A 14,471-nucleotide genomic window follows, 5' to 3' on the forward strand; every position below is an offset into this window, starting at 1 on the left:
ATTTCGGTGCATGTCGTACTCGCCGGTGGGGGGACCGCCGGCCACATCGAGCCGGCGCTCGCCCTCGCGGACGCCCTGCGCAGGCAGGACCCTTCAGTGGGCATCACCGCCCTCGGCACGGAACGCGGACTGGAAACCCGCCTGGTGCCGGAACGCGGCTACGAGCTGGGCCTGATCCCCGCCGTGCCGCTGCCCCGCAAGCCGACCCCGGAACTGATCACCGTCCCCGGACGGCTGCGCGGCACCATCAAGGCCGCGGAGGAGATCCTCATCCGTACCAAGGCCGACTGCGTCGTCGGCTTCGGCGGCTACGTGGCCCTGCCCGGCTACCTCGCGGCCAAGCGCCTCGGGGTGCCGATCATCGTCCACGAGGCCAACGCCCGGCCCGGACTGGCCAATAAGATCGGCTCCCGGTACGCGCACGCCGTCGCGGTCTCCACCCCCGACAGCAAGCTGCGCGGGGCCCGCTACGTGGGCATCCCGCTGCGCCGCTCCATCTCCACCCTCGACCGGGCCGCGGTCCGCCCGGAGGCGCGTGCCGCCTTCGGCCTGGACCCCAACCTGCCCACGCTGCTGGTCTCCGGCGGCTCGCAGGGCGCCCGCCGCCTCAACGAGACGATCCAGCAGGTCGCGCCGACCCTCCAGCGCTCCGGGATCCAGATCCTGCACGCCGTCGGGCCGAAGAACGAACTGCCGCGTGTCGACAACATGCCCGGGATGCCGCCGTATGTGCCGGTACCGTACGTGGACCGGATGGATCTCGCGTACGCCGCCGCCGACATGATGCTGTGCCGCGCGGGAGCGATGACCGTCGCCGAACTCTCCGCCGTCGGGCTTCCCGCCGCCTACGTCCCGTTGCCGATCGGCAACGGTGAACAGCGGCTCAACGCCCAGCCGGTGGTCAAGGCCGGCGGCGGCCTGCTCGTGGACGACGCGGAGCTGACGCCCGACTGGGTGCTCGGCCAGATCCTCCCGGTGCTGTCCGACCCGCACCGCCTGTACGAGATGTCCCGCGCCGCCGGTGAGTTCGGCCGCCGGGACGCCGACGAGCTCCTGGTCGGCATGGTCTACGAGGCGATCGCGGCCCACAGGTCCCGCTGAGGCGGGTACCGCAGACGCAGGAGGCACAGGAGTGGCCGGAGGGACGACCGCGCGGCGCGGAACACCGTTTTCTGATCGGTCCGGCCCGGACGCCCGCACGGGCGCCGGCGCTCCCAAGCCGCCGAAGGCTCCCAAGGGCTCCAAGGCTCCCAAGCCCCCGAAGCCCCCCAAGGCCCCGAAGCCGGCGCAGAGGTCCGGCCCCAGGGGTCCCGGCGCACGCCTGCGCCGGGGCCCCGTGCTGGCCTCGCTGGCCGCCGCGGTGCTCCTCGCCGCGGGCGGCACCTGGGTGCTCTACGGCTCCTCCTGGCTCCGCGTGGAGAAGGTCACCGCCACCGGCATGGAGGTGCTCACCTCCGAACAGGTCCTCGGCGCGGCGGCCGTCCCGGTCGGCGCGCCCCTGGTGAGCGTCGACACCGACGAGATCGAGGGCCGGGTCCGCGGCCGGCTGCCCCGCATCGATTCGGTCGACGTGGTGCGGGCCTGGCCGCACGGCATCGGTCTGAAAGTGACGGAACGCAAACCCGTCCTGCTCATCAAAAAGGACGCCAACTTCGTGGAAGTGGACGCATCGGGTGTGCGATTCGACACGGTTCCGAAAGCACCCGCGGGTGTTCCGGTCCTCGAATTGAACGCCGGTCGATCGCCGAGCGCCCGACGCTTCGACGAGGAGCGGCTGCTGCACGAGGCCGTACTCGTCGCGGGCGCCCTCCCGGAGCCGATCGCCAAGGAAACGGTGCAGGTCAAGGTGGGTTCCTACGATTCGGTCGTACTGGAGCTCACCGGCGGCCGGTCCGTGACGTGGGGGAGCGGTGAACAGAGCGACGCGAAGGGACGCGCATTGAACGCTTTGTTGAAAGCCGCCCCCAAGGCCGTTCACTTCGACGTGAGCGTCCCCACCGCCCCTGCTGCGTCCGGGAGTTGACGTCCGGTCCAACAGCGGCGCACCCTGGTTGGCCAGCGATACGGGTGATCACATAGGGTGAAAAGAAAAACGGGAGGTTCGGCGTGTTCGTTGAACACGCGCTACTTGTCGACTTAGTGTCCTGTTCGGAAGAGTCCGAGGAACAGGCACACCCCTAACCCTAAACTTCAGGGTGAGGGTTCGGGTCGGCGCGTTCGGACCGTCCCTATTTCGGCATCAGTCGTCGCAACGCAGGCCCGCGAGGCGGCGACACGTAACTCGAGGCGAGAGGCCTTCGACGTGGCAGCACCGCAGAACTACCTCGCAGTCATCAAGGTCATCGGTGTCGGCGGCGGTGGTGTCAATGCCATCAACCGAATGATCGAGGTCGGTCTCAAGGGCGTCGAGTTCATCGCCATCAACACGGACGCCCAGGCGCTGTTGATGAGCGACGCCGACGTCAAGCTCGACGTCGGCCGTGAACTCACCCGTGGCCTCGGCGCCGGCGCCAACCCGGCCGTCGGTCGCAAGGCGGCAGAGGACCACCGCGAGGAGATCGAGGAGGTCCTCAAGGGGGCCGACATGGTCTTCGTCACCGCCGGTGAGGGCGGCGGCACCGGCACCGGCGGCGCACCTGTCGTCGCCAACATCGCGCGCTCGCTGGGCGCCCTGACGATCGGTGTGGTCACCCGGCCGTTCACCTTCGAGGGCCGGCGCCGCGCGAACCAGGCGGAGGACGGCATCGCCGAGCTCCGCGAAGAGGTCGACACCCTCATCGTCATCCCCAACGACCGACTGCTGTCCATCTCGGACCGCCAGGTCAGCGTGCTCGACGCCTTCAAGTCGGCCGACCAGGTCCTGCTCTCGGGCGTCCAGGGCATCACCGACCTCATCACGACCCCGGGTCTGATCAACCTCGACTTCGCCGACGTCAAGTCCGTGATGTCCGAGGCCGGCTCGGCCCTGATGGGCATCGGCTCGGCCCGCGGCGACGACCGCGCCGTGGCCGCCGCGGAGATGGCGATCTCCTCGCCGCTCCTGGAGGCGTCCATCGACGGCGCCCGTGGCGTGCTGCTCTCCATCTCCGGTGGCTCGGACCTCGGTCTCTTCGAGATCAACGAGGCCGCGCAGCTGGTCAGCGAGGCTGCGCACCCCGAGGCGAACATCATCTTCGGCGCCGTCATCGACGACGCGCTCGGCGACGAGGTACGGGTCACCGTCATCGCGGCCGGGTTCGACGGCGGACAGCCCCCGGCCCGCCGGGACAACGTCATCGGCGCCGCGTCCACCAAGCGCGAGGAGCCGGCCCCGGCTCCGGTCCGCGCCGCCGAGCCGGCGCGCCCGGCCTTCGGCGGACTCGGCTCGGTCACCCCGCGCGAGGAGCCCCCGGCTCCGGTCGAGCCGGCCCCGGTCGAGGTCCAGGCCCCCGCGCCGCAGGTCCCCACGGCCCGGCCGTACCAGGACAGCCCGGCCGAAGAGCTGGATGTTCCGGACTTCTTGAAGTGACACCGGAGCAGCATCACGTGGGCGGCGCCCACTTCGCCTTCACCGACCGGTGGGGCGGAGTGAGCGCCGTTCCGTACGAGGAGCTCAATCTCGGCGGCGCGGTCGGAGACGACCCTGCCGCCGTTCTCGCGAACCGGGCACGGGCGGCGAAGTCCCTGGGCCTGGCGCCGGACCGGGTGGTCTGGATGAACCAGGTGCACGGCCGGGACGTGGCCGTGGTGGACGGGCCCTGGGGCGAGGGTGCGGAGGTCCCGGCGGTGGACGCGGTGGTGACCGCCCGTCGGGGACTCGCCCTCGCGGTGCTCACCGCCGACTGCACGCCGGTCCTGCTGGCGGACCCCGTCGCCGGGGTCGTGGGGGCCGCCCACGCCGGGCGGCCGGGGCTGGTCGCCGGGGTGGTGCCCGCCGCCGTCGAGGCGATGGTCGCCCTCGGGGCCGATCCCGGGCGGATCGTCGCCCGTACGGGACCCGCGGTCTGCGGACACTGTTACGAGGTGCCCGCCGAGATGCGGGAGGCGGTGGCCCAGGTGGTCCCCGCCGCCCGGGCCGAGACGAGCTGGGGGACACCGGCCGTCGACGTGGTCGCCGGGGTGCACGCCCAGCTCGCCGAGGCGGGGGTGGTGAACAGCGGCCGCTCCCCGGTCTGCACACTGGAGTCGCGGGACCACTTCTCGTACCGCCGCGACCGGGTGACCGGACGCCTTGCCGGATATGTCTGGTTGACAGAGCTTTCCCGGGGGACGACCCCCGGACCGCCGGGGGAAAAGAAGAATGACGGATCGTAAGTCGGAGCTCGCCGAGAACCTGGCGCGGGTGGAGGAACGTATCTCGTCCGCCTGCGCGGCGGCGGGGCGGGGACGGGAAGAGGTGACGCTCATCGTGGTCACCAAGACCTACCCCGCGAGCGACGTACGACTGCTGGCGGACCTGGGCGTCCGTCATGTTGCGGAAAATCGTGACCAGGATGCCGCCCCCAAGGCTGCGGCCTGCGCGGATCTGCCGCTCAGCTGGCACTTCGTCGGTCAGTTGCAGACGAACAAAGTCCGTTCCGTGGCGGGATACGCGCAAGTCGTGCAGTCGGTCGACCGGCCGAAACTCGTGACCGCCCTCTCGGCGGCCGCGGTGAACGCCGGCCGGGAGCTCGGGTGCCTCGTGCAGATCGCCCTCGACGCGGAGTCGGGGGAGCGCGGGACCCGCGGCGGCGCGGCGCCCGAGCAGCTCGCGGAGCTGGCGGACCTCGTCGCCGGGGCTCCGGGACTGCGCATCGACGGCCTGATGACGGTCGCTCCGCTGTCCGGCCCCTACGCGGGACGCGAACAGGCCGCCTTCGAGCGGCTGATGGAATTGTCATCCCGCATGCGCGTGGACCATCCGGCTGCCACGATGGTGTCGGCCGGGATGAGCGCAGACCTGGAACAGGCCGTGGCGGCCGGTGCGACACATGTACGCGTCGGCACTGCGGTACTCGGCGCGAGACCCCGGCTCGGGTAACGTCGCGAAGAAAGTCGGACCACAGCAGAAAATATGGTCATTCCCGCTGATGGGCGGGCAGACCTAGTGGATCGCGGGCAGTTGGTGACATTCGTGACACGGCGGCACCTGCGACAGGGCGATCCACCACAGAGCGGAGGACTCGGAGAATGGCCGGCGCGATGCGCAAGATGGCGGTCTACCTCGGCCTCGTGGAGGACGACCGGTACGACAACCCGGGGTACGACCCCGACGACGAGTTCGAGCCCGAGCCGGAGATGGAGCGGGCTCGGGAGCGGGATCGCCGACAGCAGCCCGTGCACCAATCGCCCGTATCGGAGGAACCGGTACGAGCCCCACAGCCTCCGGCGCAGCGCGAACCTATCCCAATTCCGGTGGAAAGCGGACGTCCTGCGCGAATCGCCCCCGTGGCATCCATCACACCTGATCGTACGAACCTGGAGAAGAACGCCCCCGTGATCATGCCCAAGGTCGTCTCCGAGCGGGAGCCGTACCGCATCACGACGCTGCACCCCCGGACCTACAACGAGGCCCGTACCATCGGGGAACACTTCCGTGAGGGCACCCCGGTGATCATGAATCTCACGGAGATGGACGACACGGACGCGAAGCGTCTCGTGGACTTCGCCGCCGGACTCGTCTTCGGCCTGCACGGCAGCATTGAACGCGTGACACAGAAGGTGTTCCTGCTGTCGCCTGCTAACGTCGATGTCACGGCGGAGGACAAGGCCCGCATCGCGGAGGGCGGGTTCTTCAACCAAAGCTAGACCGATCCGTCAGACACGGGGCCGGGAACACAGCGGGAGCAGGGGAGAGGGAAGCGCGGAATGGGTGTCGCACTGCAAGTGATCTACTTCGCCTTGGGGTGCTTCCTCGTCGTGCTGATCTTCCGCCTGGTCATGGACTATGTGTTCCAGTTCGCACGTTCCTGGACACCCGGCAAGGCGATGGTGGTCGTACTGGAGGCCACCTACAGCGTCACCGATCCACCGCTCAAGCTTCTTCGGCGGGTCATTCCGCCGTTGCGTCTCGGGGGCGTGGCACTCGACCTGTCCTTCTTCGTTCTGATGATCATCGTTTACATCCTCATCAGTTTCGTGCGCACCGCTGCGAGCGGCTTGTGAACGATGTGCTTCCCCGCGGGCGCGGGGACAGTCCCGATACGGTCTTGCCGACTGCCGACGACTACGTAGAGGTGAAGAAGACATGCCGCTGACTCCCGAGGACGTGCGGAACAAGCAGTTCACGACCGTCCGCCTCCGAGAAGGCTATGACGAGGACGAGGTCGATGCCTTCCTCGACGAGGTCGAGTCCGAACTGACGCGCCTGCTGCGCGAGAACGAGGACCTGCGCGCCAAGCTGGCCGCCGCCACGCGTGCCGCCGCGCAGAGCCAGCAGCAGCAGGGCATGCGCAAGCCGGAACCCCAGGACCAGCGAGGCCCCGGCGCCCCCGTGCCCGCGGCCATATCCGGCCCGCCGCAGCAGCAGCAGCCGCAGATGGGCCCGCCGCAGCTCCCGGGCGGCCAGCCGCAGCTTCCGCCGGGCCCCGGCGGCCAGGGCCAGCAGGGCCCCGGCCCGATGGGCGGCCCCATGGGCGGTCCCATGCAGCAGCACCCCATGGGCGGCCCCCAGGGCATGCAGCAGCAGTCCATGGGCGGCCCCCAGGGCATGCAGCAGCAGTCGATGGGCGGCCAGAACCCGCTCGGCCAGCAGATGCAGCCCATGGGCCAGCAGATGCAGCCGATGGGGCAGCAGATGCAGCCCATGGGTCAGCCCATGCAGCAGATGCAGCAGCCGCAGCTCCCGCAGCAGGGCCCCGGTGGCGACAGCGCCGCCCGTGTCCTGTCGCTGGCGCAGCAGACCGCCGACCAGGCGATCGCGGAGGCCCGCTCCGAGGCCAACAAGATCGTCGGCGAGGCCCGGTCGCGCGCCGAGGGCCTGGAGCGGGACGCCCGCGCCAAGGCCGACGCGCTGGAGCGGGACGCGCAGGAGAAGCACCGCGTCGCGATGGGCTCCCTGGAGTCCGCCCGCGCCACGCTGGAGCGCAAGGTCGAGGACCTGCGGGGCTTCGAGCGTGAGTACCGTACGCGTCTGAAGTCCTACCTTGAGTCGCAGCTGCGCCAGCTGGAGACCCAGGCGGACGACAGCCTGGCCCCGCCGCGTAACCCGGCCGGTCCCGCGCTGCCGCCGTCGCCGTCGCCCTCGATGGCTCCGGCCGGTGCGATGGGCCACTCCATGGGCGGTCCCTCGATGGGTGGCCCGTCCCCCATGGGCGGTCCCTCCCCGATGGGTGCCCCGTCCTACGGCGGCAACCAGCAGCAGATGTCCCCGGCGATGACCCAGCCGATGGCTCCGGTCCGGCCGGCTGCGCCGCAGCCGATGCAGGCGCCGTCGCCGATGCGGGGCTTCCTGATCGACGAGGACGACAACTAGGCGCCGCCGCCGTTCTGCGGTCGGCAGCCGCGCTCTACGGGCCGGGCCCGGTTCCCCTTCGGGGGCACCGGGCCCGGCCCGTTCGCGTATCCGTCCGCGGCGCCGTCGCGGGGGCGCTGCCCCCGAGCCCCCGCGCCTCAAACGCCGGCGAGGCTGAAAGACCGGGGCTCCGCCCCGCACCCCGCGCCTCAAACGCCGGCGAGGCTGGTAGACCGGGGCTCCGCCCCGCACCCCGCGCCTCAAATGCCGGAGGGGCTGAAAGAGCGGGGTCCGGGGCGGAGCCCCGGGACGTGGTGGGGCAGACGAAAGCGGCCCGTCCCCCCACCCGGGAGGGGACGGGCCGCTCGGGCCGCCTATTACGCCTTGCGGAGGCGGAACGTCAGGCCGAGGGCCTCGTCCGTGAACGGCTCACCGTAGGCGGCATCGGCGTCACCGGACGCGAAGTCCGTGGCGAGGACCTCGTCCGCGATCAGGCCGGCGTGGTCCGTCAGGGCCGTCACGACCTCCGGCTCCGCGGAGGACCAGCGGAGCGCGATGCGGTCCGCCACATCGAGGCCGGAGTTCTTCCGGGCCTCCTGGATCAGGCGGATCGCGTCACGGGCCAGGCCCGCCAGCCGCAGCTCCGGGGTGATCTCCAGGTCCAGGGCGACCGTCGCGCCCGAGTCGGACGCCACCGACCAGCCCTCGCGCGGGGTCTCCGTGATGATGACCTCCTCCGGCGAGAGGGAGATCTCCTCGCCGTTCAGCGAGATCACCGCAGAGCCGGCCCGCAGGGCCAGGGACAGCGCCGCCGCGTCGGCCGCGGCCACCGCCTTCGCGACGTCCTGGACGCCCTTGCCGAAGCGCTTGCCCAGCGCCCGGAAGTTCGCCTTCGCCGTCGTGTCGACCAGGGACCCGCCGACCTCCGACAGGGAGGCCAGGGAGGAGACGTTCAGCTCCTCCGTGATCTGGGACTGCAGCTCGGGGGAGAGCGCGTCGAAGCCCACCGCGCCGACCAGGGCCCGGGACAGGGGCTGGCGGGTCTTGACGCCCGACTCCGCACGCGTCGCCCGGCCCAGCTCCACCAGGCGGCGGACCAGCTGCATCTGCTGGGACAGCGCCGGGTCGATCGCCGCGGTGTCCGCCACCGGCCAGGTGGAGAGGTGGACCGACTCCGGGGCGTCCGGGGTGACCGGGACGACCATGTCCTGCCAGACCCGCTCCGTGATGAACGGGGTCAGCGGGGCGACCAGGCGCGTCACCGCCTCGACCACGTCGTGGAGGGTCCGCAGCGCGGCCGCGTCGCCCTGCCAGAAGCGGCGGCGCGAGCGGCGGACGTACCAGTTGGACAGGTCGTCCACGAACGCGGAGAGGAGCTTGCCCGCGCGCTGGGTGTCGTAGGACTCCATCGCCTCGGTGACCTCGGCGACGAGCGTGTGGAGCTCCGAGAGCAGCCACCGGTCGAGGACCGTGCGGTCGGCCGGGGCCGGGTCGGAGGCGGAGGGCGCCCAGTTCGACGTACGGGCGTACAGGGCCTGGAAGGCGACCGTGTTCCAGTACGTGAGGAGGGTCTTGCGGACGACCTCCTGGATCGTTCCGTGGCCCACGCGGCGCGCCGCCCACGGGGAGCCGCCGGCCGCCATGAACCAGCGCACCGCGTCCGCGCCGTGCTGGTCCATGAGCGGGATCGGCTGCAGGATGTTGCCCAGGTGCTTGGACATCTTCCGGCCGTCCTCGGCGAGGATGTGGCCCAGGCAGACCACGTTCTCGTACGAGGACTTGTCGAAGACCAGGGTGCCGACCGCCATCAGCGTGTAGAACCAGCCGCGCGTCTGGTCGATGGCCTCCGAGATGAACTGCGCCGGGTAGCGCTTCTCGAAGATCTCCTTGTTCTTGTACGGGTAGCCCCACTGCGCGAACGGCATCGAGCCCGAGTCGTACCAGGCGTCGATGACCTCCGGGACGCGGACGGCCTCCAGCGAGCAGCCCTCCGTCGTGCAGGGGAAGGTGACCTCGTCGATGTACGGGCGGTGCGGGTCCAGGTTCGAGTGGTCCTGACCCGAGAGCTCGGACAGCTCGGCGCGGGAGCCGACGCAGGTGAGGTGGTTCTCCTCACAGCGCCAGATCGGCAGCGGGGTGCCCCAGTACCGGTTGCGGGAGAGCGCCCAGTCGATGTTGTTGTTCAGCCAGTCGCCGAAGCGGCCCTGCTTGACCGAGTCGGGGAACCAGTTCGTCTTCTCGTTCTCCCGCAGCATCGCGTCCTTGACGGCGGTGGTGCGGATGTACCAGGACGGCTGCGCGTAGTAGAGCAGGGCCGTGTGGCAGCGCCAGCAGTGCGGGTAGCTGTGCTCGTAGGCGATGTGCTTGAAGAGCAGGCCGCGCGCGTCGAGGTCGGCGGTCAGCTTCTCGTCGGCCTTCTTGAAGAAGACACCGCCGACCAGCGGGACCTCCTCCTCGAAGGTGCCGTCGGGGCGGACCGGGTTCACGACCGGCAGGCCGTACGCGCGGCAGACCGCGAGGTCGTCGGCGCCGAAGGCGGGGGACTGGTGGACCAGACCGGTGCCGTCCTCGGTCGTGACGTACTCGGCGTTCACGACGTAGTGGGCGGGCTCCGGGAACTCCACGAGCGAGAACGGACGCTCGTACGTCCAGCGCTCCATCTCCTTGCCCGTGAAGGTCTGGCCGGTGGCCTCCCAGCCCTCGCCGAGGGACTTCTCCAGCAGCGGCTGGGCGACGACGAGCTTCTCCTCGCCGTTCGTGGCGACGACGTACGTGACCTCGGGGTGCGCGGCCACGGCCGTGTTGGACACCAGGGTCCACGGGGTCGTCGTCCAGACCAGCAGCGCCGCCTCGCCCGCGAGCGGACCGGAGGTCAGCGGGAAGCGGACGTAGACGGAGGGGTCCACGACCGTCTCGTAGCCCTGGGCCAGCTCGTGGTCCGAGAGGCCGGTGCCGCAGCGGGGGCACCAGGGGGCGACGCGGTGGTCCTGGGTGAGCAGGCCCTTGTTGAAGATCTCCTTCAGCGACCACCACACGGACTCCACGTACTCGGGGTCCATGGTCCGGTAGGCGTCGTCCAGGTCGACCCAGTAGCCCATCCGGGTCGTGAGCTCGGTGAACGCGTCGGTGTGGCGGGTCACGGACTCGCGGCACTTGGCGTTGAACTCGGCGATGCCGTACGCCTCGATGTCCTGCTTTCCGTTGAAGCCCAGCTCCTTCTCGACGGCGAGCTCGACGGGCAGGCCGTGACAGTCCCAGCCGGCCTTGCGGGCCACGTGGTAGCCGCGCATCGTGCGGAACCGGGGGAAGACGTCCTTGAAGACGCGGGCCTCGATGTGGTGCGCGCCGGGCATGCCGTTCGCGGTGGGCGGGCCCTCGTAGAAGACCCACTCGGGGCGGCCCTCGGACTGTTCCAGGGTCTTGGCGAAGGTCTTGCTCTCGCGCCAGAAGTCGAGGACGGCGTGCTCAAGGGCAGGCAGGTCGACCTGGGCGGGTACCGGGCGGTACTGCGGCGGTGTGGTCATGAGGCTGAACTCTTCCTCCGGCGGGGTGTCACTTCCGTCCGGAGGGACGAGAGCACTGCTGCTCCCGCGGTACCACCCTCCTTGGCCGCCGGACGGATCCGGTGGCCCCCTCATTGGGGTGCGAAGCCGGTTCTACTCGCCGTACGGGAATCCCGTGCGGGCTTTCTTCCGGCGGCTCAGGGGTGATCCTTCACATCGCGCTCGCCCCCGGGCTCTCACCGTCCCCGGGTCGCTCCTGGCTGCGTACGACGCTACTCGTCCCCGTCCATGCCTTTCGCTGGGCCCAGTGTACGGGCCCGGGGGGTGCACGGCAGACCGGTTTACGGGGGCCCGTGCGGGGGTCGCCGGCCCGGCGTGGCGGGGTTGCGCGGAGGGTCCGCGCATGACCCCGGCGCGCCCCCGGCGTGACCCGAATGGGCCTGCGCCGCCGCTTCCGGCTCGGGTGGGGCGGGAGTGGCGGATTACCGGGGCTCCTGATGGGCACAACGGATGCAGGTTGACCTCGATGGATGCGTGCCCCGTTGCCGCGGGGCCGGTGTCGATTTATCGTTCCGGCACGATTCGCGAGCAAAGATCACAGTATGTGAAGGGGCCGCGGCCATGGTGGCGAAGAAGACCGCCGGGAGTACTGCCAAGAAGGCTGTCGGGAAGGCCGCCGGGAAGGCGGCGGTCTCGGAGGACGCGGCCCCCGCCAAGAAGGCGACCGCTGCCCGAAAGACCGCTGACGGCGCGCTCGCTCCGGACGGGAAGGCGACCGCCGTCAAGAAGACGACCGCCGTCGTGAAGCGGACGGCCACGGCCAAGAAGGCCGCGGCCGAGGGGGCGGCACATGCCGCGAAGAAGACGGGAGTCCGGAAAGTGGTTGCCAAGAAGAGCGCGGGTACGGCGAGGAAGACGGCCGCGGCCGCCACCAGCGGGCTCCCCAAGGCACGGGCCACGGCGGCCCTGGCCCCCGGAGAGCTCGCCGTACGGCCCGGAGAGGACCCCTGGACCCCCAAGGAGGTCGAGGACGCCCGTGCGGAGCTCCTGTCGGAGGTGCTGCGGCTGCGGGCCGAGCTCGACGCCTCGGAGGCGGCGATCTCCGGCCTGATGCGGGACTCCGGGGACGGCGCGGGCGACGACCAGGCCGACACGGGTACCAAGAACATCACCCGCGAGTCGGAGCTGGCCCTCGCGGCGAACGCCACTTCGATGCTGGAGCAGACCGAGCGGGCCCTGGAACGGCTGGAGGCGGGCACGTACGGCCTCTGCGAGAACTGCGGGCAGCCCATCGGCAAGGCCAGGATGCAGGCCTTCCCGCGGGCCACGCTGTGCGTGGACTGCAAGCAGAAGCAGGAACGGCGGCACTAGCGGGGTCGGGGAGGTGGGGCAGGCGGCGCGCGGGGGCCCTGACGTACCCTCGTGTTCCGTCAGGGTCCAGGAGGAGCCTGGTTCGAGCTAGTTCGAGGGACTCACGTGGCAGAGGCGGAGCGCATCATCGGTACGCCGGAGGTCGGGGACGACACCCAGCCGGAGTCCGCCGGGCCCAAGGGGCGCCGTCGGATCACGGCTCTGCTCGTCGTGGCGGTGCTCGCCTACCTGCTCGACCTCGGCAGCAAGATGCTGGTCGTGGCGAAGCTGGAGCACCAGCCGCCGATCGAGATCATCGGTGACCTCCTGAAGTTCGAGGCGGTCCGCAACCCGGGTGCCGCCTTCGGCTTCGGCGAGGCCTTCACCATCATCTTCACCTGCATCGCGGCCTCGGTGATCGTGGTGATCGTGCGGCTGGCCCGCAAGCTCTACAGCCTGCCGTGGGCGATCGCGCTCGGCCTGCTGCTGGGCGGCGCGCTCGGCAACCTGACCGACCGGATCTTCCGTTCGCCGGGCGTGTTCCGGGGCGCGGTCGTCGACTTCATCGCGCCCGCCCATTTCGCCGTCTTCAACCTCGCGGACTCGGCGATCGTGTGCGGCGGCATCCTGATCGTCCTGCTGTCCTTCAAGGGTCTGGACCCGGACGGGACCGTCCACAAGGACTGATCGCGGGACGGCTCGTCCGCCCCGTCCTGCATACTCGACGGGTGAGTACGATTCCCGAGATCCGCACCCTGCCCGTTCCCGATGGCCTCGAGGGCGAGCGCGTCGACGCCGCCATCGCCCGTATGTTCGGTTTCTCCCGGACGAAGGCGGCCGATCTCGCGGCCGCGGGAAAGGTGTCGGTCGACGGCAGTGTCGTCGGGAAGTCCGAGCGTGTGCACGGTGGCGCCTGGCTCGAAGTCGAGATGCCCGAGCCGGCCCGGCCGGTCGAGGTCGTCGCCGAGCCCGTCCCCGGCATGGAGATCATCCATGATGACGACGACATCGTCGTCATCATGAAGCCGGTCGGCGTCGCCGCCCACCCGAGCCCCGGCTGGACCGGCACCACCGTCATCGGCGGCCTCGCCGCGGCCGGCTACCGCATCTCCACCTCCGGCGCGTCCGAGCGCCAGGGCATCGTGCACCGCCTCGACGTCGGCACGTCCGGCCTGATGGCCGTCGCGAAGTCGGAGCGCGCCTACACCTCGCTCAAGAACCAGTTCCGCGAGCGGATCGTGGACAAGCGTTACCACGCGCTGGTGCAGGGCCACCCGGACCCGATGAGCGGCACCATCGACGCGCCGATCGGCCGTCACCCCAGCGCGGACTACAAGTGGGCGGTGATCCAGGACGGCAAGGCGTCCGTCACCCACTACGACCTGATCGAGGCCTTCCGGGCCGCCTCGCTGCTCGACATCAAGCTGGAGACCGGGCGCACGCACCAGATCCGCGTGCACATGTCCGCGCACCGGCACCCCTGCGTCGGCGACCTGACCTACGGCGCCGACCCGACCGTCGCCAAGCGGCTCGGCCTGACGCGGCAGTGGCTGCACGCGGTGCGCCTCGGCTTCGAGCACCCGTCGGACGGGCAGTGGGTCGAGTTCGAGAGCACCTACCCGGCGGACCTGCAGCACGCGCTGGACGTGATCCGGGCGGAGTCCGAGTGACCTCTCCGGTCGAGGTGCGGGTCGCCGCCTCGGAGGAGGACCTGAAGTCCTGCTTCGCGGTGCGGTCCGAGGTCTTCGTGGTCGAGCAGTCGGTGCCGGAGTCGATCGAGTACGACGCGTACGACGCGGACGCGGTGCACGTCCTGGCCGTGGGCGCCGACGGGGTGCCGCTGGGCACGGGCCGGCTGCTCCACGGGCCGGCGGCCCTCGGCAAGACGGGCGACCCGGCGGTCGGCTCGCTGGGCCGGCTGGCCGTCACGAAGTCCGCGCGCGGGCTGGGCGTGGGTGTGGCGCTGGTCCGCGCGATCGAGGCGGAGGCGGTCCGCCGGGGCCTGTCGGCGGTGGACCTGGGCGCGCAGACGCATGCGCTGGGCTTCTACGAGCGGCTCGGGTACGTGGCCTACGGCCCGGAATTCCAGGACGCGGGCATCCCCCACCGCGCGATGCGGCGCCCCCTGCCGTAGCCAGAGCCACCGCGCGCCGCCGCTACCGGGGCGCCGGACCCGCGCCTCAAACGCCGGCGAGGCTGATGGACGG

Annotated in this window: 13 protein-coding genes; 12 read left to right on the forward strand and 1 reads right to left on the reverse strand. The window is 70.9% G+C overall.

Annotated features, from left to right (window positions below; all coding sequences use genetic code 11):
- The first annotated feature begins 6 nt into the window (after positions 1-6).
- From murG to KO717_RS26360, 8 genes are all read left to right on the forward strand, one after another.
- The gene (gene murG / locus KO717_RS26325) at positions 7-1,101 is read left to right on the forward strand and encodes an undecaprenyldiphospho-muramoylpentapeptide beta-N-acetylglucosaminyltransferase (protein WP_301371687.1); all 1,095 of its coding nucleotides are present in this window, start codon (positions 7-9) and stop codon (positions 1,099-1,101) included.
- 31 nt (positions 1,102-1,132) lie between these two features.
- Positions 1,133-2,023: a cell division protein FtsQ/DivIB gene (locus KO717_RS26330; protein ID WP_437184583.1), complete on the forward strand. Its 891-nt coding sequence runs from the start codon at positions 1,133-1,135 to the stop codon at positions 2,021-2,023.
- A 279-nt stretch (positions 2,024-2,302) separates the two neighbouring features.
- A complete protein-coding gene (ftsZ, locus tag KO717_RS26335) occupies positions 2,303-3,508 on the forward strand; it encodes a cell division protein FtsZ (RefSeq protein WP_202201939.1) in 1,206 nt (401 codons plus the stop codon).
- Positions 3,505-4,293, forward strand: a complete 789-nt coding sequence (gene pgeF / locus KO717_RS26340) for a peptidoglycan editing factor PgeF (RefSeq protein ID WP_301371688.1) — start codon at positions 3,505-3,507, stop codon at positions 4,291-4,293. The genes ftsZ and pgeF overlap by 4 nt, the downstream gene beginning before the upstream one ends.
- A complete protein-coding gene (locus KO717_RS26345; RefSeq protein WP_301371689.1) occupies positions 4,280-4,999 on the forward strand; it encodes a YggS family pyridoxal phosphate-dependent enzyme in 720 nt (239 codons plus the stop codon). Before pgeF ends, KO717_RS26345 begins: the two co-directional genes overlap by 14 nt.
- Positions 5,000-5,148: 149 nt before the next feature.
- Positions 5,149-5,766 (forward strand): cell division protein SepF, encoded by a 618-nt coding sequence (locus KO717_RS26350; RefSeq protein ID WP_301371690.1) that lies wholly within the window; start codon positions 5,149-5,151, stop codon positions 5,764-5,766.
- A gap of 60 nt (positions 5,767-5,826) precedes the next feature.
- The gene (locus KO717_RS26355) at positions 5,827-6,123 is read left to right on the forward strand and encodes a YggT family protein (protein ID WP_030012625.1); all 297 of its coding nucleotides are present in this window, start codon (positions 5,827-5,829) and stop codon (positions 6,121-6,123) included.
- Between the two features lie 82 nt (positions 6,124-6,205).
- A complete protein-coding gene (locus KO717_RS26360) occupies positions 6,206-7,432 on the forward strand; it encodes a DivIVA domain-containing protein (protein WP_301371691.1) in 1,227 nt (408 codons plus the stop codon).
- A gap of 356 nt (positions 7,433-7,788) precedes the next feature.
- Here KO717_RS26360 and ileS read toward each other — a convergent pair whose 3' ends face one another.
- Complete coding sequence (ileS, locus tag KO717_RS26365) at positions 7,789-10,935, reverse strand: isoleucine--tRNA ligase (RefSeq protein ID WP_301371692.1); 3,147 nt, start codon at positions 10,933-10,935, stop codon at positions 7,789-7,791.
- 600 nt (positions 10,936-11,535) lie between these two features.
- On the opposite strand from ileS, the gene KO717_RS26370 reads away from it, so the two are divergent.
- The 4 genes from KO717_RS26370 (at position 11,536) to KO717_RS26385 (ending at position 14,398) form a co-directional block, all read left to right on the forward strand.
- Positions 11,536-12,285, forward strand: a complete 750-nt coding sequence (locus tag KO717_RS26370) for a TraR/DksA family transcriptional regulator (protein WP_301371693.1) — start codon at positions 11,536-11,538, stop codon at positions 12,283-12,285.
- A 123-nt stretch (positions 12,286-12,408) separates the two neighbouring features.
- On the forward strand, positions 12,409-12,951 hold the full coding sequence (gene lspA / locus KO717_RS26375) for a signal peptidase II (RefSeq protein ID WP_258309950.1): 543 nt from the start codon (positions 12,409-12,411) through the stop codon (positions 12,949-12,951).
- Between the two features lie 41 nt (positions 12,952-12,992).
- On the forward strand, positions 12,993-13,934 hold the full coding sequence (locus KO717_RS26380) for an RluA family pseudouridine synthase (RefSeq protein WP_301371694.1): 942 nt from the start codon (positions 12,993-12,995) through the stop codon (positions 13,932-13,934).
- Positions 13,931-14,398, forward strand: a complete 468-nt coding sequence (locus KO717_RS26385; protein WP_301371695.1) for a GNAT family N-acetyltransferase — start codon at positions 13,931-13,933, stop codon at positions 14,396-14,398. Before KO717_RS26380 ends, KO717_RS26385 begins: the two co-directional genes overlap by 4 nt.
- Positions 14,399-14,471: the final 73 nt, after the last annotated feature.

The organism is Streptomyces xanthophaeus, from assembly GCF_030440515.1.
GTDB classification, from domain to species: domain Bacteria; phylum Actinomycetota; class Actinomycetes; order Streptomycetales; family Streptomycetaceae; genus Streptomyces; species Streptomyces kutzneri.